A 24,178-nucleotide genomic window follows, 5' to 3' on the forward strand; every position below is an offset into this window, starting at 1 on the left:
CATTTGAAAGCACGTATCATTTCTTCATAAGGAGTGAATTTTCATGAAAACATTTCAAAATATACCATTGTCTGTACTCGATCTGGCTCCTGTTTTGGAAGGAAGCACACCCGTTGAATCCTTTAAGAACAGTGCTGATTTAATACAGGCTGCAGAAAAATTTGGATTTAACAGGTATTGGGTAGCTGAGCATCATAATATGCCGGGAATTGCCAGCTCAGCAACATCCGTATTTATCGGGCATCTCGCTGGAGTCACCGATCATATCCGCGTAGGATCAGGAGGAATTATGCTGCCAAACCACGCCTCGCTTGTAATTGCCGAGCAGTTTGGTACTCTGGAAAGTCTCTATCCGGGACGCATTGACCTCGGACTTGGACGTGCACCAGGGAGTGATCAGGCTACAGCATACGCTTTGCGCCGTACGTTAAATCAGCGTGTCGAGGATTTTCCAATGCAGGTTGAAGAACTACAGAACTATTTTGCAGGAACAGCCGGGGTCCGCTCAGTTCCCGGGGAAGGACTGGATATTCCAATCTGGCTGCTTGGTTCAAGTGGATTCAGCGCGCAACTTTCCGCAGAACTCGGACTGCAGTTTTCATTTGCAAGTCACTTTGCCCCGGATTACACCATCCCTGCAGTGAACTTGTACCGCGATAACTTTAAACCATCCGACAAAATGGAAAAGCCGTATGCCATGCTTGGTGTCAATATTATAGCCGCTGATACGGATGAAGAAGCCAAGTATCTTGCAACTTCACAACAGCAGCAATTTTTAAGTATCCGCCGAGGTCAGCCGACCAAACTGCAGCCACCGATTGAAAACATTGACAGTGTCTGGTCTGAAATGGAAAAGGCAGCCGTCGCAAAATCAATTGAATCAAGCGCGACCATTGTCGGCAGCAAGGAAACAGTTAAAGCCGGTTTGGAAAAATTCATTGAGGAAACACAGGCAGATGAATTAATAGTAAACGCACAAATCTATGATCATGAAGCGCGTAAACGGTCGTACGAGATTGTCAGTGAGTTAATGGAATAAAGCGTATTAACATTGGAAAACTTGTCTTATCGCCAAGCCTTCAGTTGCACCTATGCAGTAAGAAAACCACCCTATAAGTTGTTAATCAAACTATGGGGTGGCTTTTTGGTATGAGATCAAGGGATTAGCAATTCGATCTTGCATCTGCCCCGCTATCTGTATTAAGCAAAGTTCCGTTTGGTACGGCGGGTTTGGTTCAAAATACAGCGGGATAAACACAAAGTACAGCGCAGATCAGTCCTTGTACAGCGGGTTCCGCTAAAAATACAGCGGCTTTTGCGAATTATACAGCGTATGGTGGGACAGAAAGCCCGCACTTCAGCCGCTTATCTACCAAGTTTTACAGCAATATCCGCTCCAACCTCAGCATTGTGCTTGACCAATGCTATGTTGGCATCTAAGCTTTTGCCGTTGGTCAGCTCTTTAACTTTGGCAAGGAGAAAAGGTGTTACTTCTTTGCCTGAGACATTATTGTCTGCTGCCTCTTGCAACGCCGTACCAATAATGGCCGAAATTTCCCGCTCGTCCATTGCGTGTTCTTCCGGAATTGGATTGGCAATCACCGCTCCACCGTTAAGATGCAAATCCCACTTTGCTGCCAATGTCCGGGCAACTGTGTCGGGATCATCTGCCCTGAAATTCACTGGTAAATCACTTGTTCGTGTGTAAAAAGCCGGCAGAACATTCGTCTGGTAGCCTATAACGGGTACACCTTTTGTCTCAAGATATTCCATTGTCAGGCCAAGGTCCAGAATCGATTTAGCACCAGCACAGACAACCGCAACATTCGTCTTAGCCAATTCCTCCAGATCAGCAGAAATGTCCATCGATGTTTCAGCACCGCGATGCACCCCGCCAATTCCTCCTGTTACAAAAATACGGATACTGGCAAGCTCAGCACAAATCATTGTTGCAGCAACTGTTGTTGCGCCTTTTTGTCCGGTCGCCAACAGATATGGCAAATCACGCCTTGATGCTTTTGCCACTCCTTCACTTTTGCCAAAATCATCCAGTTCCTCATCACTCAAACCAATCTTTATTTTTCCGTCAAGGATTGCAATAGTCGCCGGAACTGCACCACGGTCACGAATAATCTGTTCGACTTCCCGTGCAGTTTGTACATTTTGCGGATACGGCATCCCATGCGAAATGATGGTTGACTCCAATGCAACAACCGGCTTCCCATGTTCCTTGGCTTCCATAACTTCTTCAGATAACGATAAATATTCCCTCATATCATTTCCTCCATATCTTCTCGTAATTTTTTTGCTGATAAATCCTGCCTAACCGTATATGAGGATTGCAACGTTCTGCTCGCATTGACTATTCCGGCCTTTACTGCACTTAAGATATCCTCACCTTCCATCCATGTATACGTTACCGCCGCTGAAAACGCATCTCCGGCACCAGTTACATCCGCTACTTCATCGATCTTCAGTGCCGGGACAAGGTGAACACCAACCGCATGATTGCCGACGGCCGCCCCATCACTTCCTTCTGTGACCACAACATTTTCCACACCGGCGTTAAGCCATTTCTGAACTGCCTCTTCCTTTGTCAACCCGCAGTTAAAATATGCTTCCGATTCAGCGACGTTGGTTATAACCCATGTCAGTCCTTCCAAATAATCCGGCATATTTTGCATTTTGGGAGCCGATACGGTTACAAGTACAAGCGGAATATCCTGCGCATTCGTCAGCTGAGCCAATAAATGCAACGTGTCTTTCGAACAATTCAAATCAGCCACTATACATTTAGCCTGATTTATTATTGGAGCACAGTTTTGCAGCCACTCCGGATCCATCCGGTCAAAAATATCCATGTCGGCAAACCCGACTGCCAACTCACCATGCTTATCCAAAATGGCTGTATAAGACCCGCTGTTTTGATCAGAAAAATGAATCACATCATCAAGTGTCATAAACGGAGATGATGCCTCTTCGATTAATTCCCACTCAGCATCCCTGCCGGCAGCTGTAAGCAAAGTTGTATCCATTCCAAGCCGGCCAAAGTTCTCCGCAATATTGCGTGCAACACCACCGACTGTCTGATTCACGCGGATTGGATTGGAGGTCCCCATCTGCAACTTATCTTTCACAAAAAATTTCCGGTCGACATTTGCTCCACCAATACAAACAACAGGTTTGCTGTCATTTAAAATATATGCTTTACCACGAATATATCCTTGTTTAACAAGACCAGATATGAGATTTGCAATAGACGGACGCGACATCTGCAGCATATCAGCAAGTTCCTGCTGAGAGACGTACGGATTTTTCCTGATTAACGTCAGCAGCTTTTTTTCCCGTTCATTCACACAACCCACCTCCTCTTTTTAAACTTTTGTTTACCATTAAAACTTTTGTTTATATTATATGACTTTATTTTGCCCTGGTCAAGATGTTTTAACTTGTCATAGGAAAGGAATTAGTGTGATAGACAGAAAGGGAGGAATTACGATGAGTGAATTAATGTACACGCAGTTCAACACAACAAGAAATATGCTTTTGAAAAAAATCAGCGACTTGGATCCAAAAAATCTTGATGTCCAGCCGATTGGTTTCAACAACTCAATCCACTGGCAGCTCGGTCACATTCTAACAGTAACCGAACAATTTATGTTTGGCTTTCCGGAAAATACTGATAACATTCCGGCCAACTATAAGGATTTATTTGGACCAGGGTCAAAACCTGCTGACTGGTCGGATAATGTGCCGTCGGTGGAAAAATTAGAAACGCAATTGAAAGAGCAACTTGAACGGCTTAATGCCATTCCCGCGAAGCAATTCGGTGAAAAATTACCGGAACCTGTACTTGGGAATGAGACTGTTGGAGAGTTGGCTGTTATGGCGGCTTTCCATGAAGCAAACCATCTGGGTCGGATTCATTCCATGGAAAAAGTCATTAAAAACCAGTAATAAGTTTAAAAACCCACGCTCCATAGGAACGTGGGTTTTTCTTCTATTACATTTCTTCTGCGACTAATTCGCGCATGGTACCATTTTCTTTGAAGTTAGTATGCCAGGATAATGCTTTTTCCAGTACGTGCGGTGTCTGACCGCCGCGTTCCAGTGCTTCCTGGTAATAGTCCCAAAGCTGCTTGCGGTACGATGGATGCGCACAATTTTCGATGATCAAAGGTACTCGTTCACGCGGCGCCAACCCGCGCAAATCCGCATACCCCTGTTCGGTTACAACGATGTCCACGTCATGCTCCGTATGATCGACGTGCGGCACAAACGGTACAATACTCGAAACATCCCCGTTTTTGGCAATCGATTTGGTCACAAACACAGCCAGTCTCGCATTCCGAGCGAAATCACCTGATCCGCCAATTCCGTTCATCATTTTGGTTCCTGACACATGGGTGGAATTAACATTTCCATAAATATCAAACTCCAGTGCCGTATTAATGGAAATGAGTCCAAGACGGCGGATAACTTCCGGGTGATTGGTAATTTCCTGCGGCCGCATAATCAATTTGTCCTTATACTTTTCAAAATTGGAAAAAACCGTTTTCATTTTTTCATCAGACAACGTAATCGAACAGCATGATGCAAAATCCACTTTCCCTGCATCAATCAGGTCAAACACCGCATCCTGCAGCACTTCGGAATAGACATCAAGGTGCTCGAACTCCGAGTCGACCATACCATGCAATACTGCATTTGCTACAGAACCGATTCCAGATTGAATAGGCGCAAGACGTTCCGTAAGTCTTCCGGATTTTACCTCATCACGCAGAAAAGCAAGTAAATGATCAGCCATGATTTTCGTTTCCTCATCCGGTTTTACAATCGTTGATGGTGAGTCCTCCTGATTAGTGAACACTATCCCCTTAATCTTTTCAGGAGCCACGGCGATTCCTTCTGTGCCAATACGGTCATCCGGCTTAGTCAGCGAAATAGGATTCCGCTCACCCTGTTTGCCCGGACTGTACAGATCATGGATTCCTTCCAGCAATTCCGATTGTGCCAGATTGATTTCGATGATTACGTTTTCCGCATGTTCAGCAAAAACAAGTGAATTGCCAATTGAGGTGGATGGGATTACTAAACCGTCCTCTGAGATAGTAATCGCTTCCAAAATGGCGAAATCAATCGTTTCCAGTACATTACTGCGAACAAGCTCCGAAGTATGTGATAAATGATGATCGACGAATAAGTGCTCACCTTGATTAATTTTTTTTCGCATGGACGGATCTGCCTGAAACGGCAATCGCTTATTGACTATCCCTGCTTCGGCAAACAATTTATCAATATCACAACCCATTGAGGCTCCTGTAAATACATTCACTTTAAAGGATTCCGTTTCAGCTCGGTTAACAAGCGCTGTTGGCACCGCTTTCACATCTCCTGCACGTGTAAATCCGCTCATGCCCAATGTCATTCCATCTGTAATCCAGGAAGCCGCTTCTTTGGCTGTTACAACCCGATCCTGCAGATGAGGGGCTCTGATACGGTCATAAGCAGTAGTACTCATAATGACATCCCTCTTTCATAACTTTACAAATAATTGTATCGTAAAAAGTTTAGCTGCAGGATTTTTAGGACGTGAATAGAAAATCCGAGTTACGAAAGGTGGATATTTATGTTTAAAGCAGCATTTTTGCATCAAAATCCGAGCAATTTCCGAAAATAACTTGAATAGGACTGGCTGACAGGAATCTGTGCACCATTATTCATCGACAGCAAAAACGTGGAATGGGTGTCAGGAAAAATATCCGCAATATGATTCACATTAACGATAAAAGACCGATGACAACGAATGAAGTACTCCTTCGGCAGCATGTATTCAAAATCCTGAAGAGCCTTTTTATTGGTTCCAATATATTCCGCTGCATATACATGTGTTTTTCTTTCTTTGACTTCCAGATATTTCACCTCATCAAATGGAATTGGTTTCCATCCGTCCTCAGTTTTTACCGTTACGACCGACTTCCCTTCCGTTAACGCCGGATAAATTGCTGTTACACAGCCCTGCAGCGCGCCATCATAATGAAATGGAACAGCCATTCCATGATAGGGCACACCAAACACATCACGGTTAATAAACTCAGACACCTTTTGTTCGGTTTGCAACGCTTTATGGGCAATCGTTCCGTCTTTGACAGGATCACCCCTTCTGATTTTTAAATCTACCCGTTTGCTGGGACGGTAATATATATATTCGTTCGTATTAGAAACGGCAATTGAAATTTCATCGGAAAACAATTCCCCAATCACGTCCAGCAGCGATCCTAACGTTAATTTTTCCATTTCAATCAGTTCCTTTCTCCATTTTTAACCCGTCTATAATTTACCATTATCCGACAAAAAACAACAATTCCAAGCTTTTCCTAGTCTTCTGGTGTAACTTTTGGTAATCTTAACAGTGAGAGCATTTATATGTACATAAGGGGTTTTTACTATGAAAAATCTTGTCATCTTAGGCGGTGGCTATGGCGGCCTTCGAATTGTAGTATCACTCATTGAACAAAACCTCCCTGAGGATGTTCATATCACCGTCATCGACCGCAACCCGTACCATTCAATAAAAACAGAATTTTACACAATTGCTGCCGGAACATCTGCTGATAAAGATGTCCGCATGGCGTTTCCAGAACATGAAAAAGTCAGCTATATTTATGCTGAAATTAATGAAATTGAAGTCGAAAATCAACAGATCATTTTCCACGATCGAAGCGAGCCGGTACCATTCGACTATCTCGTCATCGGGCTCGGCTGTGAAGATGACTATCATGGAATTGAAGGTGCATCCAAATTTACGGAGAGCGTTCAAACATTTGGCGCCGCCCGTCGTGCCGGGATGGCCATCGGCAATCTGAAAGCCTATGGAAAAGCAACGATCGTAGGTGCAGGTCTGAGCGGTATTGAAGTAGCCTCTGAAATAAGGGAAAGCAGACCGGATTTGAACATCCGCCTTCTTGACCGCGGTGCTTCCGTATTGAAAGCATTTGATAAAAAAATTCAAAACTATGTGGAAGACTGGTTTATGAAAAGAGATGTAGAAGTAGTTCACCATGCGAACGTGGAATATGTGGAACAAGATGGCGTCTGCAACAATGGCATCTGTTACATGAACGATGTAACCGTTTGGACTGCCGGAGTTAAGCCTAACCATATTGCAAGTTCACTACCATTTGAAAAAGACAGACAGGAAAAACTAGTTGTCAATGAATTTTTCCAAATCCCTGAGTCGCCTAACATTTATGTTGTCGGAGATTGTGCTTCATCCGAACATTCACCGAGCGGACAGCTTGCTGGTGAACAAGGAGAGCGAATTGCGCCAATTCTTACTGCTGTTTTAAACGGAAAACAACCGGATAATCCGAAAGAGATAAAATTAAAAGGAACGCTCGGTTCGCTGGGAAGCTCAGAAGGATTCGGCGAAATGATGACCCGATCTGTCACGGGGTATCTTCCACGCCTGGCCAAATCAGGTGTGTTATGGCTTAACAAGCGACATTAAAAGTGATTTAATACAGGCATTCCATACTAATGGGGTGCTTGTTTTATTATTTAATGAGATGAGCCCTGGTGATATTGCACGTCCACATTTAAAATGCAAAAACCCTTCCAGTTGATTTCCAATACAAATGTAACTATACTGGTTACAAACGGTGGTGAAAATAATGAAAAACAGTCGATTTGCTGTTGCAGTTCATATTCTGGCATTGACATACAGCCAATCAAGGGATTACCTCACTTCTGAATTTATTGCAAGCAGTGTGAACACAAACGCGGTAGTCATCCGCCGCATCAGCGGTATGCTGAAGAAAGCGGGATTATTAACTTCACAGGCAGGCATTCCGGGGGTAGGCATTACAAAAGACCCTGCTGAAATCACGTTACTGGATGTTTATAAGGCAGTCGATGAGAGCGGACAATCTTTTGCTGTTCACGAAAATCCTAATCCAAATTGTCTGGTCGGGGGTCGAATTCAGGATACACTTGAAAAAAAGTTTGCTGCAGCACAGCAGGCAATGGAAAATGAATTAGCGAATCAAACATTGGCTGATGTCATGGAAGATCTCTTTGAAAAGGGCTCTATTAATTGATTATGTTGACAACTGTCACCCATCTGAATTAACCGTGCTTTCATAAAAGGGATTTTTTCACCACTTAAATGTAACTATTATTGTTACAAATCATACACAAGGAGATGATTTTGATGAAGATAGGCATTATTGGAGCAAGTGGAAAAGCAGGCAATTTTATTTTAAAAGAAACAGCTAAAAGAGGACATGATGTTACGGCAATTGTACGCAATGCAGCTAAAATCACCGATGAGAGCGTAACAGTTGTTGAAAAGAATATTTTCGACCTGACCTCAGAAGATATTAAACAATATGACGCCGTAGTCAACGCATTCGGTGCTCCACTCGGAGAAGAACAGCCACATGTTGATGCCGGTCACGCACTAATCGAAGCATTAAAAGGAACAGGCACCAAAGCAGTCATCGTCGGCGGTGCCGGAAGTCTGTATGTGGATGAAGGAAAAACAACGCAAGTAATCGATACACCGGACTTCCCTGATGCTTTTAAACCGACTGCAAACGGACAGGCCAGGAACTTGAAAGAATTACAGGAGACAGACGGTATCACCTGGACGTTTATCAGCCCGTCTGCAATATTTGACCCTGAAGGAAAAAGAACCGGAAATTATCAGTCAGGAAAAGATCAGCTTCTGGTTAATTCAAAAGGCGACAGCTACATCAGCTATGCCGATTTTGCTGTAGCAGTAGTGGATGAAATTGAAGATCCAAAACATATTAATGGGCGTTTTACTGTTGTTGGTGAAAAAGAATAGAAATACAGTTAAAAACCGTGCGACACGACGAATGCCGTACGGTTTTTTCAGTTGGTACGTTATTTAGAAAGCTGCTTGCATGATTTCGGGTGGATATCGATCGAGTTTGGGAGCTTCCCGATCGAGTTTTAGTGCTCCTCGATCGAGCTAGGGGGTTGCCGATCGAGTTTGAAGACTTCCCGTCTTAAAGCGATTAAAACTTAAAAGTTCACTTCAATCTTAGCACCAAGCTGCTGGACAACCTGCAAATCACTCATTTCGCACCATTGCTCGACCACTTTTCCATCGTTGACTCGAAAAATAATAATTCCCGTTTCCTTAACGTTCTGGTCTGTTGATGGAATATCGAGTAATCCGCCTTTGTAGATGCTATGACCTGTATAACGGGTAACAACTTTGTCACCTTCTTCTATAATGTCATGAACAATCCAATTACGGTCCACAAACGATTCACAGTACCAAGCCAGCCAATTTTTAAAATTTTCCCTGCCTTTAAACCCTTCATCATGGCCTTGCGAGTAGGTGATCATATCCTTGGATGCAATCCGATCAATCACGGACAAATCCCCTTTCGTAAAGGCCTCCATGAACCATGTTTCAACTATTTGCTTTTTTTCTTCAGTGGGCATAATAATCATCCTTTCTTTTCGAATAACTGTTTTATGAATGGCTATAATAAATCACAGAGCATATTAAAAAGGAGTGTTTATCAATGGGTGAATACAGTCATTTTCGTTTCGGACAAAAAGCACCAAAAAACGGTGTGTACAAAGAAATTGGTGAAACCGGAACAAGTGTCAGTGATCCAAAAATCGTTAAACTGGAGTCTGGAGAAAAATTTCCGCAAAACTCGAATCATGATCGTGTGTGGACGATTGAGAAAAATTGATTGTACGCTAACATTCTAACTGCTCCGATTGTCCATAAATTCAAAGATAGATTTAATAATTTTTACCACAATCAGTACCGGAAACCACCCTAGTATCAAATTGGTTATATTCAAAACCAGGATTGGCCAAAACACAAAGTCGGCATTCGTTACCAGTGAAACCATAAGCAAAGCAATACTATTGCCAATTGTGACTGTTAACAGGTATTGAAATGGCAAGTACCATTTTGAATATTTTCTCCAATACACCAAAACACTTGGTATTAAAATATTGATCAGCGAGTAAAATGGTATTGCTGGTTTCATATGCCCCTCCCGCATCCGGGGGCCCCAGTTCAACCACGTGCTGAGAATCGGATAGGCAATTTTATCCCGCAGCACCGGTTCACCAAGGAACCCTTTAAGCTCGTTAGTAAGTTTATTTAGTTTATTTCCAGGCGGTACTGAGTAATCGTTTGAACGCAGCTTCTGCCAAAATTGTTTATTAAAAAACGTATGAACTTCCCTGCAAACATGCGAAATCACTACCCAAACGTGCGAACTTCCCTGCAAACATGCGAAATCACTACCCAAACGTGCGAACCTCCCTGCAAACATGCGAACCTCCCTGCAAACGTGCGAAGTCACCACCCAAACGTGCGAACCTCCCTGCAAACGTGCGAAGTCACTACCCAAACGTGCGAACGCCAGTGATATGTGTGCGTAAAACTACTTTGACGACGAATCCCTGTGTTTGTTTGGGCGATGTTTACTATTTCACGGCACTTCTAAAAACAACTTAATATCAGCTAATAAAGCAGAATCACTCCAATGCACATAATGCCCGCTCTCAACAGGGCGATATGTAATTGGCAGCCAGGTATGCTGTTGAAGCTTTTCCACATGTTCCGATGTGTTTTCACACTCCTGTTCATCTACACCTTTAAATGTCGCATAAGCCAAATATGTCGGGACATTAACTTGAGAAAGCAGCTTTGGCATATTTAACCGATAAAATCCAAAGTAAAGGTTAAGCATATCCAACGAAAAATCAATATTTCGTTCATATGCCTTTCGTATGTATCTGTTTTCTTCAATGGAAAAAATATCACAAAATCGTTTGATCCTTTCCTCCAAGTTGTCCTCGTTCGAAAACACCGGCTCCACTAATTTAAAAACTTGCTTTCCAAACAGTGCTCCTGCAATGTTCAGTAAAGGAACAGCATATGCGAATAACCCAAATTCACGTGTGGGAATACGTGGAAATGGTTTATGTCCCTGATCAAGCAGGATAAGTTTGTTCACCCTGAAAGGAAAGTGAATGGCAAATGCCAACGCCAGTGAACCCCCTAATGAGTGACCAATAACAGACACTTTATCGATCTGCTGCTGATCCAGATATTCTTTCACCCAGTTGGCCATTTCCAAAGAAGTAATCTGACGAGCCTGGATCCCCATACTTTTCCCCAAACCAGGCAAATCCAACATGTGTGTTACAAAGTCTTCTTCCAGATACTCAGCTATATTCAGTCCTTCATTTCCGGGGAATCCCGCAGCTGGAAGAAAAATAATCGGTTCACCCGCACCTACTTTTTCAGCGTAATAATCATACAGAATACCTTTAGAAATTCCGACCACCTCCTGTCTTATACCATTCGACCTGGCTCGTCATAAATCCTGCCTGGAGTCCTTTTTACAAAAAAATATCCGACCCCCGCCATACAGGAACCGGACACCCAAGCTCAAAAGCTGCTATTCATACATGAACTTATTTTTACTTTCAACTACTCCAGCTTACCTTCAGGCAACATTTCCAAAATCCTTATGAAGATTCGCATTTATTAACCGGTTACGTACTGTAATACCAATCCAGCTTGCTAGAAAAGCTTTTATTAAGCCAACTGCTATAAATGGATAAACACCTGCTGCAAGAGCCTCATTCCAGCTTAAATCAATAATGAATTTAAGCTGAACTGTTCCGAAAGCTAAAATAACAACCATCCCTACGATATTAGCAAGCATTGCCATCGGGATTGTAAACCTGGTTTTTTCCAAAATGAATCCTGTTAAAAAGGCTGCGAAAATGAAGCCGAATATGTATCCGCCAGTTGGTCCGATAAGAACTTGTGGACCGCCGCTGAAACCCGCAAACACTGGAAGGCCAATAGCCCCTATCGCTGCATAACATACCATGGATACCGCACCCTTTTTACTGCCAAGAATAGTGGCGGTAATACCTACAGCAAGTGTTTGTCCGCTGATTGGAACTAATGGCAGCGGTATTTCAATTTGTGCCAGTATAGCTGTTATTGCGGCAAATATGGCGCAATGAAGAATCGCTCGTAATTTATTGCTTTGTTGGTTCACAATTGATTACCCCTTTCTGTTTTGATTAAGATTATAATAAAATATACCCTAATTGTAAACCATATTATATTTAAAGTTAACAATTAAAGCAAAAAATACAGGAGAACTTCGGGAAAGCTCTCCTAAAAATAACAGGTCGACTGTACCCTTTATTTTTCTCCAAACGTTGCAGGCATTACCGCTGCAACAACTTCGCCTTTCGCACAGCATGCATCACCAGCAAAAACCTGTGTATGGATCTTAAACTTTTTCGGATGGACTTCTTCCACAGTACCGATTGCTTTCAACGGTACATCCTTTGGAGTCGGCTTCACGAACTTCACTTCCAGTGAGGCTGTTACAAATCTTGGCGGCTCCACACCATCACCAGGTTCATAACCATTTTTTCGGTGCAACGCAAGTGAAGCGGACCCTGTTCCGTGGCAGTCAATTAGCGATGCTATTAAGCCGCCATAGACAAACCCGGGGATTGCTGTATGTTCGGGTCTCGGTGTATAAACTGTTACCGTCTGATCTCCATCCCAGCCTGTTCTGAGATGATATCCTTCTTCATTAAGCCTGCCGCATCCATAGCAATGGGCAAAATCATCCGCATACTCGTCCTGAATTGCATGTACCTTTTCCGTCATTTGAATTATCCCCTGTCACGTAAATTTTTCTATAATTTAATCTACAATCAATACTATCAAAAACCAATGAAGTTTCAATCATATACTGGAACATCATAACTGCTAAAAATAGCAGCCTAACATGCGTTAGGCTGCCTGAAATATTACTGACGATTAACCTGTTTAATAAATTCTTTCATCAGACCCGGAACATCCGGCCAGGCGTGCCCGGTGACGAGGTTTCCATCTGTGTGGTTTGCTTCTTCAATATACGTTGATCCTGCTGCTTCCACTTCCGGTTTGCAGGCAATATAGGCAGTCATTTCCCGTCCTTTTAGGTGTTCCTTGACTGTCGTTAAAACCTGGCTGGCATGACAAACGGCTGCAATCGGCTTATTGGTTTCAAAAAAGTGACTGACAATAGCCGGAATATGTTCATTCAGACGAATATGCTCCGGCGCACGTCCCCCAGGTATAATCAGTCCATCAAATTCTTCAGGATTGATTTCATCAAAACCTGCTGTCGCATCAATTTGATAGCCTTCTTTTTCGGTATATGTCTCCCAGCCGACAAAGTCATGGACAACGGTATGAAGCTTTTTGGCGGAACTGGCTGCGATCACCGTTTCATAGCCTTCTTCCAGACAGCGGAAATACGGATAATAGATTTCCAGCGCTTCTACCGCATCACCAGCAATAATCAGTATCTTCTTAGCCATTAATATTCCCTCCAGGATAAAATTATGGATTCATTCGTATATATTCTGCAGGAAGATGCCAAAATCCTTTAATTTTCCTCGCCTTTTCGCACGAATCGGAATTCCCCTTCCACTTCACCATCTAATCCCGCAATTGCCATAGGGTATGTGAGTACCTGTATGTTGAAGGAGCCTTTTTCAGGTTCTGTCACACTGTAGGTAACAATATTGATGTTATTTCCGGTTTCTGTCTTTTCCCTCCGGATTTGTTCAATTTCCACTTTATAACCGCCTGTTGTCTTTTGACCCAGCAGAATAACCGCATATGTTTTCCCCTGTTGACGAAACACTTTATTTTGTTCCTTTGATTCGTTTTGCCGAATCCATTCCTGAACATTATCAGGTGCAGCATCTTTTTTAATCGTGTGGAATGCCAGTTTATCAGACATGGAACTGTCCTCCTTTAAAGTTGATCCGCAACCAGATAGATTAATCACTAATAAAATGAGTATGAAAAAACCGATGGACTTATCTGTCATGGCTGCTCCCCTTTCGTATATTATGTAATCGGGAGAAGGGTGATCATTCCAATTAAGAGGCTGGGACAAAAAGTGATTTAACAAAAGAAAAAACAAAATAAATGGTGGGTTCAACCGCTCCGGAAATATACTTCGCTTTCACTTTCGAGCATAAGTGCGACATCAGCTCAAGAAAATCACTTTCGCTGTGTCTACTTTACCGCGGGCGGCTGTTGAGCCCTCCTCGTGCTTACGCACTGCGGGGTCTCATCTAGGCCTGTCCTCCCGCAGGAGTCTACGCATATTTCCTCCGCTAGTTTCTATAATTGTTCGTTTTTTGAATTACACTTTTTGATTTGTCCCAGCCTCTTTATTAACCAGTCAATCCTTAAAAAAATCTTCGTTATGTTCTGTTTCTTTATACCGCTGCCATTGACGATGTCCGTACATGATTTTCCGTACCGCTTTATCATCTTCAAGACCGGACCCGATCGCTCCAGCAATAGTCGCAACAGATGTGACGAGCCATGCAAGCTGAAAGAAATGGCCGGCAGTCACATCTTTCCCAAGTCCAACCGTGCTTGCAAACAGATCCGGCGGAACAAAGAAGGCAACTGCCATCAGGAACAAAACATACATCCCGATATAATAGGCCACTACTGCGGTGGTTAATGTGGATACTGTTATCATATTGTAGAGCATTGTTAACTTCCGGCTGACTCTTCTGGAACTATTCTCCCATAAATTATGCGCAAAAATGATCCAGATTACCATCGCGGCCATGGCAACAAGCATAAGTACAATAAATCGCAAATATCCGTATGCTGCACTAATACTCCATAGTGTAGTGAAAACAAGTCCATATGCACCGGAAGCAAAAGCGATTGCAACCACACTTTTAAAAGAGGGGATAATTTTCCATGGCTGATTGGCATACGTCATCCCCGCCAGCAGCCGGAAAATTCCGTGTATCCTCGGTACCACGACAAACCGAACACCGGTATTTCGCTCGCTTGGCAAAATTTTCTTTATTGGTGATAAAGAAACATCACTTCTTAACAGCTTATTATTATTCTTTATCGTAAACTGTCCATTACCGCCATTCACACGAAAATATAATTCGCTGACCATTTGTATAATCGCTTTTTTAACACGGGTCTTTAAGGGGAACGCGCCAAACGCCGGCAAAGAAATCTGTGCAACACCATATCGGTCATCATCTTCTGCCAGCACAACCTTTTTATCTGAGAAGATAGGCATGTCCGTCAGACATACCGCATAATGCCAGTCGTTCTCCTTTTTTAATGTTACTGCTCGTTCTATAATTTCATCGCCCCTACCTGAAGCACCCGTTAGTTGATCACGAACAACCTCAACATTCCATGAAATATCACTGTCAATTTGCTTGGAAAATACAGCTGCCAGTCTTCCAACTAGCTTATTGACAATATCCTCAGGCAGCTCAGGAGCGGGGATTAGACCGACTGATATTTGTTTCAAATATAAAACTCCCATTCTGTGAAAGCCTCGGTTATGATTTTAAAAAAATAGTTTTTCTCCTATTCGTTAATACCCATATATTTCCCGATTCGATAAATGACAAACACACAAAAATCCAATAACTGTGATTATCCTGGTCATTTCTGGAAAGACTATTTTTAGTATGCATTTTATGCTCAACATTTATTGGAAATGGAGGAAAAAGAAATGGCTGATGAGAAAAAGACAAATAATGAAAAGGATGACACTTTAACGACCAGACAAGGGCATCCGGTGACGAACAACCAAAGCCTCCGGACAGTTGGAAACCGCGGCCCCGCAACACTGGAGAATTATGATTACATTGAAAAAATAAGTCATTTTGACCGCGAAAAAGTGCCTGAGCGAATTGTTCACGCCCGCGGTTCCGGGGCACATGGTTATTTTGAGACGTACGGAACGGTCGGTGATGAACCGGCATCTAAATATACCAGGGCAAAAGTTTTTCAGGACAAAGGAAAACAAACACCGCTTTTTGTTCGTTTTTCAACGGTGGTACATGGACGTCACTCCCCGGAGACAGTTCGTGATCCGCGTGGATTTGCCATTAAATTTTATACCGAGGATGGAAATTGGGACCTGGTTGGAAACAATATCAAAATCTTTTTTATCCGTGATGCCATGAAGTTTCCGGATATGATTCATGCCTTCAGACCCGATCCGGTCACCAATATTCAGGACAGTCAACGTTTCTTTGACTTTTGCTCAAGCTCCCCGGAAACGTTTCATATGGTTACGTTTGTGTATTCACCGTGGGGAATTCCAGCAAACTATCGGATGATGCAGGGTTCTGGTGTTAACACATATAAATGGGTAAACAGTGATGGTGAAGCAGTACTTGTAAAATATCACTGGGAGCCGAAGCAAGGAATTAAGAACCTGACAGTAAAAGAAGCCAATGAGATTCAGGCAACCAACTTCAATCATGCAACACAGGATTTGTATGACGCGATTGAGAAAGGCGACTATCCGGAATGGGAGCTGTTCGTACAGATTATGAGCGATGATGAACACCCGGAATTGGACTTTGATCCACTGGATGACACCAAACTGTGGCCGGAAGATCAGTTCCCATGGCTGCCGGTCGGAAAAATGGTGTTGAACAAAAATCCGGAGAACTTTTTTAACGAAGTGGAACAGGCATCATTCGGAACGGGTGTACTTGTTGACGGTCTCGATTTTTCTGATGACAAAATGCTGCAGGGAAGAACGTTTTCCTATTCTGATACACAGCGTTATCGTACTGGGGCAAACCACTTGCAGCTCCCGATTAATGCAGCCAAAAAACGAGTAGCAACAAATCAGGAAGGCGGACAAATGCGTTATGAGTCAGAAAAGTCTTCCAAACATAATCCACATATCAATTATGAACCGTCAACAACTGGCGGACTAAAAGAAGCAGAACAATCCGGAAAAGAATATACGCCAAAAATTGAAGGAAATCTTGTGCGTGAGTCCATCGACCGCCAAAGCAACACCAAACAGGCAGGCGAAACGTATCGGCAATTTAAGGATTGGGAAAAAGATGAGCTGATTTCCAATCTTGTCGGTGACCTTGCTGAATGTGACAAACGGATTCAGGAAAAAATGGTTGCCCTTGCTGAAGAGGCGGATGACGAATACGGCAAACGTCTAAGAGAGGGGCTGGAACACGCAGAACAATCCGGATCCAGCAAAAATCCGCTGGGCAATAAAGACAGTGAAAAAGCGCCTGAACAGGCAGTTGACAAAGGGCACGACGCAGACAGATATTGAATGGGAGCACCTTTCTATTGTGGAAAGGTGCTTTTATTGTTTTGGGATTAAAATCTCTGCAACTTCCGCTTCGTACTTCTTTTAGTGAACAAGTATTGATATGATTACAGCAATCCGCAATAACATCTATCGAAAGTGTTATCTTCAGCTTTCCCCCGGCAACTTCTTTATTCTTCATACGTATCTTCGTTCGTCCAATATTCGTGAATTCTCTTAAAAAAATAATCAAAAATGAATTTTTTCATCGTTTATTTCGTCTTATATACTGAAAGAAACAAACCACATGAAGGATGGTTACGTTGGATGAGCTTGTTGAACAGTCAAAACAACCAAATCGATAGAGATCAGCTGATCCAGGAATTGATGACAGAGTACGGATCACAAGTTACCAGACTGGCTTATTCCTATGTCAAAGATATTCAGACAGCGGAAAATATCACCCAAGAAGTTTTCATTAAATGCTACAAAAAAATGCACCATCTGCAAAAGGAATCTGCGGTTAAGTCCTGGATCTTCCGTATTACCGTGAACAAGTGCAAAGACCATTTTCGAAGCGGGTGGATAAAACGGCTCCGTATGAATGTAGACTTCTCGAAATGGCTTAAAAGTACAGCTCCGTCTCCCGAAGAAGAATTATCAAAAAGGAATGAACACGACGAATTGACAAAACAAGTCCTCTCTTTGCCAGTAAAATACCGGGAAGTCATTATTTGTTTTTACTTTCAGGAACTATCAATCCAGGAAACAAGTGATTTGCTTAATTTAAAGGTTCCAACAGTTTCGTCAAGATTAAGAAGAGCCCGTCTGATGCTGCAGGAAAAACTGGAGGGAGACTGGAAATGAAAAATAGACTCGATGAATTTTCGAAAAAATCAACGCTGAACAGGATTGATTTTTCCAATAAGAGCCGTAATCAGGTAATGGAACGGATTTCAACGTTAAACCGAAAAAGTTTATTTTCAATCTGGAGTATACGAATACTAGGTACAGCTGCACTATTGCTATTGTTTTTGATTCCGGTATATATAGCCTTTCAATCAACAGTTGAAGCGCCCGATCAAACTGCCAAAATACAGAAAATTACTCCTACGAAACCTCCGGTGGAAGATCTGGAAAGCCAATATAATAATTTGATCAAACCGGATTCGACGCAATCGCAAGTGGTGAACTACAACTCGAAACAGGAACTGATTGAGACCTTTACCGACATTATGAGTCGTGACTTAGCCGTTCAAATGGCAGATCAGTTTTTCCGAAAAACAGATGAAGGTTGGAAGTTAATCGCAACAGACGGGCCGGCTACAGTTCATTTTGACGCAGCTTATGATTTAACAAAAATCAATGCGAAAAAATATAGTTTAACTCAAACACAGGAAACGCAATTAACCGGAAAAATCCGTTTGTCCATAACCTATCAATATCAAAATAACAAATGGATTATCCAGAACAGAACCATTGAAAACTTAAACAGGCAATCATCCAACACCAGGTGAGAGGAGTGAATTCAATGTATTTTAAAAGATTGGGGTTACTGTTTGTCACAGTTCTTGTTTGTCTGTTTTTAGCATCCTGTGACTCGAATCAGCAAACCGCAAGTGACGAGGAGAACACAGAAACGGCTGAAGAAAAAAACGATTCGGATGTGAATCAGTCAAACAAAAAAGAAGCACAATCAGATCATCCGGATAAAGCAAACGATTCTTCCAGTAAATCTGATAGCGGGGATAAGAATGAGAAAGACAGTGATAATGGAGAAGATTCTTCCAAGGAATCAGATCGCGAAAACAGTAAAGAGAACAGTAATACGGAACCTGCAGAACCGGAAAACCAGGACAAGAGCGGAAATAAGCATAAAAGCGAAGAAAAACTGCTTCCGGATGTAATTCTTGAACTTGACGATAGTGGCAGTGAGGTAAAAAAAGTTCAACAGACATTAAACAAAATAGGATATTCGCTATCATTAAACAGCAAATTCGACTGGTCGATGGTTTGGGTAATCAAAGATTTTCAGGCACAGTTTCCTGCTCTAAAGACGGATGGTATTTATGGACCGGAAACGAGAAAATATATAAAAAAAGCAGTTAATGGAAAAATCAACGTAAACCCGGGAAGCGGCATGGCTGATAGTACTGATCAGACGAACAACGATACGAATGAAAATAGCAATGAGAACGAGCGAAACAATCAAAATCAGTCCCAGGTTGTTTCCAATCCATCAAGTATTTTGGTACTCGTAAACAAAAATAACCGGCTGCCGGAAAATTATATCCCTAAAAATCTTGTTGTTCCCAATGTCCGTTTTCCATTTAATGCGGATTTGCCGAAAAGACAAATGCGCCAAGTCGCAGCAAATGCACTGGAAAACATGTTTCATGCTGCCGACCAGGACGGAGTTGATCTGTTTGCACAATCCGGGTATCGTTCGTACGACCGGCAGGAAGCAATCTTTGCCGCAAATGCCCGTGAACACGGCAGAGAAGCAGCCAATCAGTTCAGTGCGCAGGCAGGTGAAAGTGAACACCAGACAGGGCTGACAATGGATGTCACAAGTCCTGATATAAACTATCGTTTGACAACAGCGTTTGCCAACACTGATGAAGGGAAATGGGTTAAAAAACATGCGAGCGAATACGGATTTATTATCCGCTATCCAAAAGGAAAAACAGCAATCACCGGTTATCAATATGAGCCTTGGCACCTTCGTTATGTTGGAAAGGAAGCTGCTCAAGCCATTGATCGCCAAAATATAACCCTTGAGCAATATTTGGGCGCTGTATAATAATAGCAACAAGCATGGCGGATTTCACTTTCTGCCATGTTTGTTGCTTTCATTGTTTTGATTTAGATCTAATGTAAACGCTAATCAATTGAAAGCATCGCACCAAGCGCACCACTGTATTCACCATTCTGGAGGAAAATCGGGGTCTTTTCCAACATATTAGTGTATGTACTGACAATCTCCCTCAAAAGCGGGTTCGAACGGAATGATGAACCAATATACACGACATGATTTACGTTATATTGCATTGCCATTGGAATTGTAATTGACACAATCACTTCCCCGATCATCCCGATAATCGAAGCTATTATGTCCGGGCTTGCAGCAGCGTTTTCCAGTATTTTTTCTGTTTTACCAAAATTACTGGCGGTCAGATTACCCGAAATAGGAGGAAGTGTGCCTTCAAAGATATCCTTTACTTTGAGATCCACATTTCCCCTGTTACCGCTGCCGGCAAGCTGAACAATTTTTTCGTAGTCATTGATGCCGGTCGTTAATTGAGCAAGCCCGATTATTGTTCCACCGCCAATGCCGGAACCGCCAATCCGCTCCTGTTTGCCCCCATTCACAACATGAATCGATGTTCCCGTACCGACATTAACGAATAAAAAAGGGTCTTCAAGTGTATGTTCATACTGTTTTGCAAGAAATGCTATACCTTTTGTCGTCGCATCAAACTCAACTACAGTCTTAGCGGGTATCTGCCATTTTTCCATCAGCAATGCACTTTTCCCGCCAGTTATACATACATTAGGGCTTTCAAATTGATTGGACAGCCATGTACAAACTTCATCCAAAGCATGTGATGGAAACGACTGATAGTTTATCCTTCCATTCTTCTGATAAGCAATTTTTATAAGTGTTCCACCGGCATCGATGCCTACTTTTGTATGGTACATTTTATGTAACCTCCGTATCAGTGCTTACCACAAATCAAACATCCCAAATCCTTCTGAACTCAACGTATAGTACATGACAACAAGTCCAAATACAAGTTGGTTGATAGTGAGCAAGTAATCATTTTTCCCTTTTTTATACTTAAATTCCATAACTGCCCGAAGTGCTTCTTCCAAAATAAGAAACACCACAGTTAAACCCAATGATACCGCTGCTGAATATTTCATGAGTTGATAATTGACACTGAAGACAATTATAGAAACAATGGCAAGAATTATGTATATTATCCGCAATGTCCAATCCGCTTTCTTGTGAGTTTCATTGATATGATTGTACGAAAAAGGCTTCTTCCGCTCAACATGAAGCACTTTTCGCATGATGATATTAAATAAAAAGATTATCAGTACAAGCCCGCCAAGCATTCCGAACAGTTTCACCCAAAACTCAGGACCAGGACCGTAACGATCCATACTAAAAATCCCACCCCTTCTTTTTACTCATTAGATTCATTTCGACAAAACCAGCCATATATCCTGCTCGAATGGAAAAGTTTCCAGTGTAACTGCCAAACCAAAAAACCGGACGGCGCAACAGCACCGTCCGGTTTATATATTTATTCCTATTAGTTATTTATATACTTCTCAAAAATTGCCCCGAAGTCTTTTTCATGGTATTGTTCACGGGCATTTTTAAACCATTCAAAGCTGAATTCGGTCAATGCTTTATATTGATCAGCTGTATTTGCTTCAGATGTACGTGAATTATGCAAAATTGCTGCTGCTTTATCAAGACTTTGCTCCGCTTTATCCATAATAATATTGTTCTCGTGTGTTGTTTCGGAAATATAAAGCAGGGCCTTATACAAGTCTTTCAGTTTATCAATCTCATCTTTATGAACATCGATATTAATAAGGGTGTTGCCAAGTGCAAATTTAATTTCAATATCCATATCAATCGTACCTGCTGTTTCAAGCAGTACATCTGAAATCGCAAACTGGGAATAAGGGAAACGTCTTAATGTACGTTTGGAAGAAGACGCCTTCTCACCATCGACATGAATCATAGCCAGATTTGTGAAACAGTACTCATCCATTTTAGTCTTAATCAGAAAGTATATTTGTTCATTATCCTCATGTCTTACATAATCATCGGCATCTGTTTTATCGTAATCCTTTGGCTCGATAATTTTACCGATATCTGATAACCCCAACGCATCTGAAGCAAACTTTTTTAACATACAGTGACTCCCTTTCTTCTTAAAAGTTTTTCATTCGAAATAATTATACCATTACCTGTGAACAGTTAGAACCCAATTAACAGAGACTTTACAGTTTTGCCAGTTCTCTCTTATACACATCATAGTCATGCTCGGAAAATAGCGTCATGGCAACTTTTCCAAACCTGATTTTTGCTTAACTGAACTGTCTAATTGCACTCCGTAGTTTATCCGCAATCGAACGGACACCCTGATTGATTTCTGTATCTGTGAAAGAAACACGTACAAAACTTTCATCCATTTCCAAAGCTTCCGCAAACAATCCTCCCAGTCCTTTTGCACGACGGTCAACCTGAACGACAAGGTCGACCCGGTTTTCATGCATAAAGAACATCACTTCCAGCTCATCCAGGTCACCGCGGAATTCACCACCCGGAAGGAATTCAAACTCCTGTACATACCGGTAGCGTTTGGAGTACTCCATTTCCGCGCTTTTCAGACGGAAGCCAAGTTGGCTGGTAAACGCCTCCAGTATCGTTTCCATATTCTGGTGTGGTGCCACCTTGATAAAGTCCCTGTCTTTCGGGTCTACGGCATTCGGCACATCCATTCCCGTCTGTATCCAAACTCCGGTTTTTCCAACAGTAGGCGGAGTATGAACAGGCAGCGTGAAGTCGAAGTCCAACTCCTTTTTCTCTCCCACACCAATCGTGAACGAATTTCCAATCGTAAACGTTTCCAGTTTCAACTTTTCATATACTTTTTTATCATCAATTTCACGGGCTGCTTCCGTCATCAGAAATAAATTTATCTGATCCACCTGCTGTTCCGCATTGCCGCCTTCAATAACAATTTTCCCGCTTACTTCTTCACCCGGAATCAGCTGATCATTATCAAGCTGTGTATCAACCTTTGCATTACCAATTCCTGCACTTGCAAGCCATTTTTTCAACATATTAATTTCCCCCTCCTCGTTAATATATTATTCGACACCGAGAGACAAAATCCTGCCTGAAACTATGAAAAACACACGGATTTTAATCGTCAGCAATATCACACTATCCTTCTTCCGCTCGCTCTTCAGTTCCTTGTAATTGATCACGTCTTAAATACATCGTTGTAATGAGAGCCGCTTCACTGACAATGAACAAACAGCCGCCAAGTACAAGCCCCCCGTAGAACAATGCTTCGCTGCTGCCCCAAACACCAAGGAACCAGCCAAAAACAGCGCAAGCTACAAGGAATAAATTTATAACACACGCCAGAAATACCTGGGAGCCGAAATAACCGGTCATTTTAATCATTTTGTATCCGGAAAAATAACTGGCAGCCAATGCTAGAACAATAAAAATTATATAAATGATCAGTGCTGAATTATTTCCTTCCAGAGTCATGTTGATGTTCCTTTCCTATCTGTTTTCTTTTCATTCCATGTATATTGTCATCCAATTCACGAAATAATTCCTCAATACTTGCTTTCAAAATTAATGGTACTACAAATTAAATTCTGCTAGTATCATGCTCGCCGTTTCCTTGGCGCTCAAATTGGTATTGTTCATTCGAAGGTAATGTTCAAAATCAATTTCAGCATCAAATGAATTAAATCGCTCTTTTTTCATCGATTGGAGCAGTTCTTTTTCGGAAAACGCCACATTTCGTTTTGTCGGCTTGTGTTCCAATCTGTTCGGGGTATTATTTCGTTTGACCCGCTCATCAACATCTGCCTCAAGTTCAACAAAGTAAATCGCTGCGCCAGCACCGGAAAAAATATCGCACATCTCCTTAACACTATCCCAATCCTCTTGCCTGTTTAATGCCCAGACGAAGGTGAAGATCAGGCCCTCCAAATCACTTTTGGCAACCGTCTTAAAGATTTCCGTGCGAAACATGTTTGACAAGCGCCACATCTCCTCGCTGAATCCGAAAAACGGTTCGAGCAAGTCAATGGTCATATGGTTATGCAACAGTTTGAGGCCTGTTATTTTTTCCAATTCCTGTCCCACTGTCATCTTACCAACTGCCTGCGGGCCAAACAACAAGACAAGCTTCATATGTATCCCTCCTGCAGCCGGTTTATGTTGA

At 42.3% G+C, this 24,178-nt stretch carries 28 protein-coding genes; 10 read left to right on the forward strand and 18 right to left on the reverse strand.

From position 1 onward, the window contains the following. Positions 1 to 43: 43 nt before the first annotated feature. Positions 44 to 1,039, forward strand: coding sequence for an LLM class flavin-dependent oxidoreductase (locus HUX68_RS12095; RefSeq protein WP_174615075.1), 996 nt, complete (start codon positions 44 to 46; stop codon positions 1,037 to 1,039). A gap of 326 nt (positions 1,040 to 1,365) precedes the next feature. On the opposite strand, the gene HUX68_RS12100 is transcribed toward HUX68_RS12095, so the two are convergent. Further along, a complete protein-coding gene (locus HUX68_RS12100) occupies positions 1,366 to 2,274 on the reverse strand; it encodes a pseudouridine-5'-phosphate glycosidase (protein WP_174615076.1) in 909 nt (302 codons plus the stop codon). Beyond that, the gene (locus tag HUX68_RS12105) at positions 2,271 to 3,356 is read right to left on the reverse strand and encodes a PfkB family carbohydrate kinase (protein WP_174615077.1); all 1,086 of its coding nucleotides are present in this window, start codon (positions 3,354 to 3,356) and stop codon (positions 2,271 to 2,273) included. Before HUX68_RS12105 ends, HUX68_RS12100 begins: the two co-directional genes overlap by 4 nt. A gap of 142 nt (positions 3,357 to 3,498) precedes the next feature. Here HUX68_RS12105 and HUX68_RS12110 point away from each other — a divergent pair, with 142 nt between their 5' ends. After that, complete coding sequence (locus HUX68_RS12110; RefSeq protein ID WP_174615078.1) at positions 3,499 to 3,957, forward strand: DinB family protein; 459 nt, start codon at positions 3,499 to 3,501, stop codon at positions 3,955 to 3,957. 46 nt (positions 3,958 to 4,003) lie between these two features. On the opposite strand, the gene scpC is transcribed toward HUX68_RS12110, so the two are convergent. Together scpC and HUX68_RS12120 are read right to left on the reverse strand one after the other, a co-directional pair. Continuing rightward, positions 4,004 to 5,521: a succinyl-CoA:acetate CoA-transferase ScpC gene (gene scpC, locus HUX68_RS12115; RefSeq protein WP_174615079.1), complete on the reverse strand. Its 1,518-nt coding sequence runs from the start codon at positions 5,519 to 5,521 to the stop codon at positions 4,004 to 4,006. Between the two features lie 131 nt (positions 5,522 to 5,652). After that, a complete protein-coding gene (locus HUX68_RS12120; RefSeq protein WP_174615080.1) occupies positions 5,653 to 6,297 on the reverse strand; it encodes a LytTR family DNA-binding domain-containing protein in 645 nt (214 codons plus the stop codon). Between the two features lie 151 nt (positions 6,298 to 6,448). Between HUX68_RS12120 and HUX68_RS12125 the strand changes: the two genes are divergently transcribed. The 3 genes from HUX68_RS12125 (at position 6,449) to HUX68_RS12135 (ending at position 8,851) form a co-directional block, all read left to right on the forward strand. Next, a complete protein-coding gene (locus HUX68_RS12125; RefSeq protein WP_174615081.1) occupies positions 6,449 to 7,510 on the forward strand; it encodes an NAD(P)/FAD-dependent oxidoreductase in 1,062 nt (353 codons plus the stop codon). Between the two features lie 163 nt (positions 7,511 to 7,673). Further along, positions 7,674 to 8,099: an Rrf2 family transcriptional regulator gene (locus HUX68_RS12130; protein ID WP_174615082.1), complete on the forward strand. Its 426-nt coding sequence runs from the start codon at positions 7,674 to 7,676 to the stop codon at positions 8,097 to 8,099. A gap of 113 nt (positions 8,100 to 8,212) precedes the next feature. Beyond that, positions 8,213 to 8,851, forward strand: a complete 639-nt coding sequence (locus tag HUX68_RS12135; RefSeq protein WP_174615083.1) for an NAD(P)-dependent oxidoreductase — start codon at positions 8,213 to 8,215, stop codon at positions 8,849 to 8,851. Positions 8,852 to 9,051: 200 nt separating this feature from the next. Here the strand turns inward: HUX68_RS12135 and HUX68_RS12140 are convergent, their stop codons facing one another. Then, positions 9,052 to 9,480 carry an ester cyclase gene (locus tag HUX68_RS12140; protein ID WP_174615084.1) on the reverse strand — a complete coding sequence of 143 codons (429 nt, stop codon included), beginning with the start codon at positions 9,478 to 9,480 and terminating at the stop codon, positions 9,052 to 9,054. Between the two features lie 83 nt (positions 9,481 to 9,563). Between HUX68_RS12140 and HUX68_RS12145 the strand changes: the two genes are divergently transcribed. Beyond that, positions 9,564 to 9,740 carry a YjzC family protein gene (locus tag HUX68_RS12145; protein WP_174615085.1) on the forward strand — a complete coding sequence of 59 codons (177 nt, stop codon included), beginning with the start codon at positions 9,564 to 9,566 and terminating at the stop codon, positions 9,738 to 9,740. 15 nt (positions 9,741 to 9,755) lie between these two features. Here HUX68_RS12145 and HUX68_RS12150 read toward each other — a convergent pair whose 3' ends face one another. From HUX68_RS12150 to HUX68_RS12180, 7 genes are all read right to left on the reverse strand, one after another. After that, positions 9,756 to 10,313, reverse strand: coding sequence for a hypothetical protein (locus tag HUX68_RS12150; RefSeq protein WP_174615086.1), 558 nt, complete (start codon positions 10,311 to 10,313; stop codon positions 9,756 to 9,758). A 183-nt stretch (positions 10,314 to 10,496) separates the two neighbouring features. After that, positions 10,497 to 11,357 carry an alpha/beta hydrolase gene (locus HUX68_RS12155; protein ID WP_246206672.1) on the reverse strand — a complete coding sequence of 287 codons (861 nt, stop codon included), beginning with the start codon at positions 11,355 to 11,357 and terminating at the stop codon, positions 10,497 to 10,499. A gap of 162 nt (positions 11,358 to 11,519) precedes the next feature. Then, complete coding sequence (locus HUX68_RS12160) at positions 11,520 to 12,086, reverse strand: biotin transporter BioY (RefSeq protein WP_174615087.1); 567 nt, start codon at positions 12,084 to 12,086, stop codon at positions 11,520 to 11,522. 149 nt (positions 12,087 to 12,235) lie between these two features. Then, on the reverse strand, positions 12,236 to 12,715 hold the full coding sequence (locus tag HUX68_RS12165) for a PaaI family thioesterase (RefSeq protein ID WP_174615088.1): 480 nt from the start codon (positions 12,713 to 12,715) through the stop codon (positions 12,236 to 12,238). A gap of 143 nt (positions 12,716 to 12,858) precedes the next feature. Then, positions 12,859 to 13,413, reverse strand: coding sequence for a DJ-1/PfpI family protein (locus HUX68_RS12170; RefSeq protein ID WP_174615089.1), 555 nt, complete (start codon positions 13,411 to 13,413; stop codon positions 12,859 to 12,861). Positions 13,414 to 13,481: 68 nt separating this feature from the next. Continuing rightward, a complete protein-coding gene (locus HUX68_RS12175; RefSeq protein WP_174615090.1) occupies positions 13,482 to 13,841 on the reverse strand; it encodes a protease complex subunit PrcB family protein in 360 nt (119 codons plus the stop codon). Positions 13,842 to 14,291: 450 nt separating this feature from the next. Further along, positions 14,292 to 15,410 carry a hypothetical protein gene (locus tag HUX68_RS12180; RefSeq protein WP_174615091.1) on the reverse strand — a complete coding sequence of 373 codons (1,119 nt, stop codon included), beginning with the start codon at positions 15,408 to 15,410 and terminating at the stop codon, positions 14,292 to 14,294. A 207-nt stretch (positions 15,411 to 15,617) separates the two neighbouring features. On the opposite strand from HUX68_RS12180, the gene HUX68_RS12185 reads away from it, so the two are divergent. The 4 genes from HUX68_RS12185 (at position 15,618) to HUX68_RS19325 (ending at position 19,983) form a co-directional block, all read left to right on the forward strand. After that, complete coding sequence (locus HUX68_RS12185; protein WP_174615092.1) at positions 15,618 to 17,204, forward strand: catalase; 1,587 nt, start codon at positions 15,618 to 15,620, stop codon at positions 17,202 to 17,204. A 303-nt stretch (positions 17,205 to 17,507) separates the two neighbouring features. After that, positions 17,508 to 18,047: a sigma-70 family RNA polymerase sigma factor gene (locus HUX68_RS12190; protein WP_174615093.1), complete on the forward strand. Its 540-nt coding sequence runs from the start codon at positions 17,508 to 17,510 to the stop codon at positions 18,045 to 18,047. Next, positions 18,044 to 18,697, forward strand: a complete 654-nt coding sequence (locus HUX68_RS12195; RefSeq protein WP_174615094.1) for a hypothetical protein — start codon at positions 18,044 to 18,046, stop codon at positions 18,695 to 18,697. The genes HUX68_RS12190 and HUX68_RS12195 overlap by 4 nt, the downstream gene beginning before the upstream one ends. 14 nt (positions 18,698 to 18,711) lie before the next feature. Then, positions 18,712 to 19,983, forward strand: a complete 1,272-nt coding sequence (locus tag HUX68_RS19325) for a D-alanyl-D-alanine carboxypeptidase family protein (protein WP_246206673.1) — start codon at positions 18,712 to 18,714, stop codon at positions 19,981 to 19,983. 80 nt (positions 19,984 to 20,063) lie between these two features. On the opposite strand, the gene coaW is transcribed toward HUX68_RS19325, so the two are convergent. From coaW to HUX68_RS12230, 6 genes are all read right to left on the reverse strand, one after another. Next, on the reverse strand, positions 20,064 to 20,882 hold the full coding sequence (gene coaW, locus HUX68_RS12205) for a type II pantothenate kinase (protein ID WP_174615095.1): 819 nt from the start codon (positions 20,880 to 20,882) through the stop codon (positions 20,064 to 20,066). 24 nt (positions 20,883 to 20,906) lie between these two features. Next, positions 20,907 to 21,350: a DUF4181 domain-containing protein gene (locus tag HUX68_RS12210; RefSeq protein ID WP_174615096.1), complete on the reverse strand. Its 444-nt coding sequence runs from the start codon at positions 21,348 to 21,350 to the stop codon at positions 20,907 to 20,909. 152 nt (positions 21,351 to 21,502) lie between these two features. Further along, the gene (locus HUX68_RS12215; protein ID WP_174615097.1) at positions 21,503 to 22,117 is read right to left on the reverse strand and encodes a PH domain-containing protein; all 615 of its coding nucleotides are present in this window, start codon (positions 22,115 to 22,117) and stop codon (positions 21,503 to 21,505) included. 175 nt (positions 22,118 to 22,292) lie between these two features. After that, positions 22,293 to 23,051, reverse strand: a complete 759-nt coding sequence (locus HUX68_RS12220; protein ID WP_174615098.1) for a sporulation protein — start codon at positions 23,049 to 23,051, stop codon at positions 22,293 to 22,295. Between the two features lie 103 nt (positions 23,052 to 23,154). Continuing rightward, entirely contained in the window at positions 23,155 to 23,490 is a 336-nt protein-coding gene (locus HUX68_RS12225) for a hypothetical protein (protein ID WP_174615099.1), read from the reverse strand. 99 nt (positions 23,491 to 23,589) lie between these two features. Continuing rightward, complete coding sequence (locus tag HUX68_RS12230) at positions 23,590 to 24,147, reverse strand: DEAD/DEAH box helicase family protein (protein ID WP_174615100.1); 558 nt, start codon at positions 24,145 to 24,147, stop codon at positions 23,590 to 23,592. Between the last annotated feature and the right edge of the window lie 31 nt (positions 24,148 to 24,178).

It is taken from the genome of Virgibacillus ihumii, from assembly GCF_902726655.1.
Taxonomy (GTDB): Bacteria; Bacillota; Bacilli; order Bacillales; family Amphibacillaceae; genus Lentibacillus; species Lentibacillus ihumii.

Coding starts and splice junctions, on each gene's coding strand:
- HUX68_RS12095 (WP_174615075.1), top strand. CDS start 44: ATGAAAACATTTCAAAATATACCATTGTCTGTACTCGATCTGGCTCCT.
- HUX68_RS12100 (WP_174615076.1), bottom strand. CDS start 2,274: ATGAGGGAATATTTATCGTTATCTGAAGAAGTTATGGAAGCCAAGGAA.
- HUX68_RS12110 (WP_174615078.1), top strand. CDS start 3,499: ATGAGTGAATTAATGTACACGCAGTTCAACACAACAAGAAATATGCTT.
- scpC (WP_174615079.1), bottom strand. CDS start 5,521: ATGAGTACTACTGCTTATGACCGTATCAGAGCCCCTCATCTGCAGGAT.
- HUX68_RS12120 (WP_174615080.1), bottom strand. CDS start 6,297: ATGGAAAAATTAACGTTAGGATCGCTGCTGGACGTGATTGGGGAATTG.
- HUX68_RS12125 (WP_174615081.1), top strand. CDS start 6,449: ATGAAAAATCTTGTCATCTTAGGCGGTGGCTATGGCGGCCTTCGAATT.
- HUX68_RS12130 (WP_174615082.1), top strand. CDS start 7,674: ATGAAAAACAGTCGATTTGCTGTTGCAGTTCATATTCTGGCATTGACA.
- HUX68_RS12135 (WP_174615083.1), top strand. CDS start 8,213: ATGAAGATAGGCATTATTGGAGCAAGTGGAAAAGCAGGCAATTTTATT.
- HUX68_RS12140 (WP_174615084.1), bottom strand. CDS start 9,480: ATGCCCACTGAAGAAAAAAAGCAAATAGTTGAAACATGGTTCATGGAG.
- HUX68_RS12145 (WP_174615085.1), top strand. CDS start 9,564: ATGGGTGAATACAGTCATTTTCGTTTCGGACAAAAAGCACCAAAAAAC.
- HUX68_RS12165 (WP_174615088.1), bottom strand. CDS start 12,715: ATGACGGAAAAGGTACATGCAATTCAGGACGAGTATGCGGATGATTTT.
- HUX68_RS12170 (WP_174615089.1), bottom strand. CDS start 13,413: ATGGCTAAGAAGATACTGATTATTGCTGGTGATGCGGTAGAAGCGCTG.
- HUX68_RS12175 (WP_174615090.1), bottom strand. CDS start 13,841: ATGTCTGATAAACTGGCATTCCACACGATTAAAAAAGATGCTGCACCT.
- HUX68_RS12185 (WP_174615092.1), top strand. CDS start 15,618: ATGGCTGATGAGAAAAAGACAAATAATGAAAAGGATGACACTTTAACG.
- HUX68_RS12190 (WP_174615093.1), top strand. CDS start 17,508: ATGAGCTTGTTGAACAGTCAAAACAACCAAATCGATAGAGATCAGCTG.
- HUX68_RS12195 (WP_174615094.1), top strand. CDS start 18,044: ATGAAAAATAGACTCGATGAATTTTCGAAAAAATCAACGCTGAACAGG.
- HUX68_RS19325 (WP_246206673.1), top strand. CDS start 18,712: ATGTATTTTAAAAGATTGGGGTTACTGTTTGTCACAGTTCTTGTTTGT.
- coaW (WP_174615095.1), bottom strand. CDS start 20,882: ATGTACCATACAAAAGTAGGCATCGATGCCGGTGGAACACTTATAAAA.
- HUX68_RS12210 (WP_174615096.1), bottom strand. CDS start 21,350: ATGGATCGTTACGGTCCTGGTCCTGAGTTTTGGGTGAAACTGTTCGGA.
- HUX68_RS12215 (WP_174615097.1), bottom strand. CDS start 22,117: ATGTTAAAAAAGTTTGCTTCAGATGCGTTGGGGTTATCAGATATCGGT.
- HUX68_RS12220 (WP_174615098.1), bottom strand. CDS start 23,051: ATGTTGAAAAAATGGCTTGCAAGTGCAGGAATTGGTAATGCAAAGGTT.
- HUX68_RS12225 (WP_174615099.1), bottom strand. CDS start 23,490: ATGACTCTGGAAGGAAATAATTCAGCACTGATCATTTATATAATTTTT.
- HUX68_RS12230 (WP_174615100.1), bottom strand. CDS start 24,147: ATGAAGCTTGTCTTGTTGTTTGGCCCGCAGGCAGTTGGTAAGATGACA.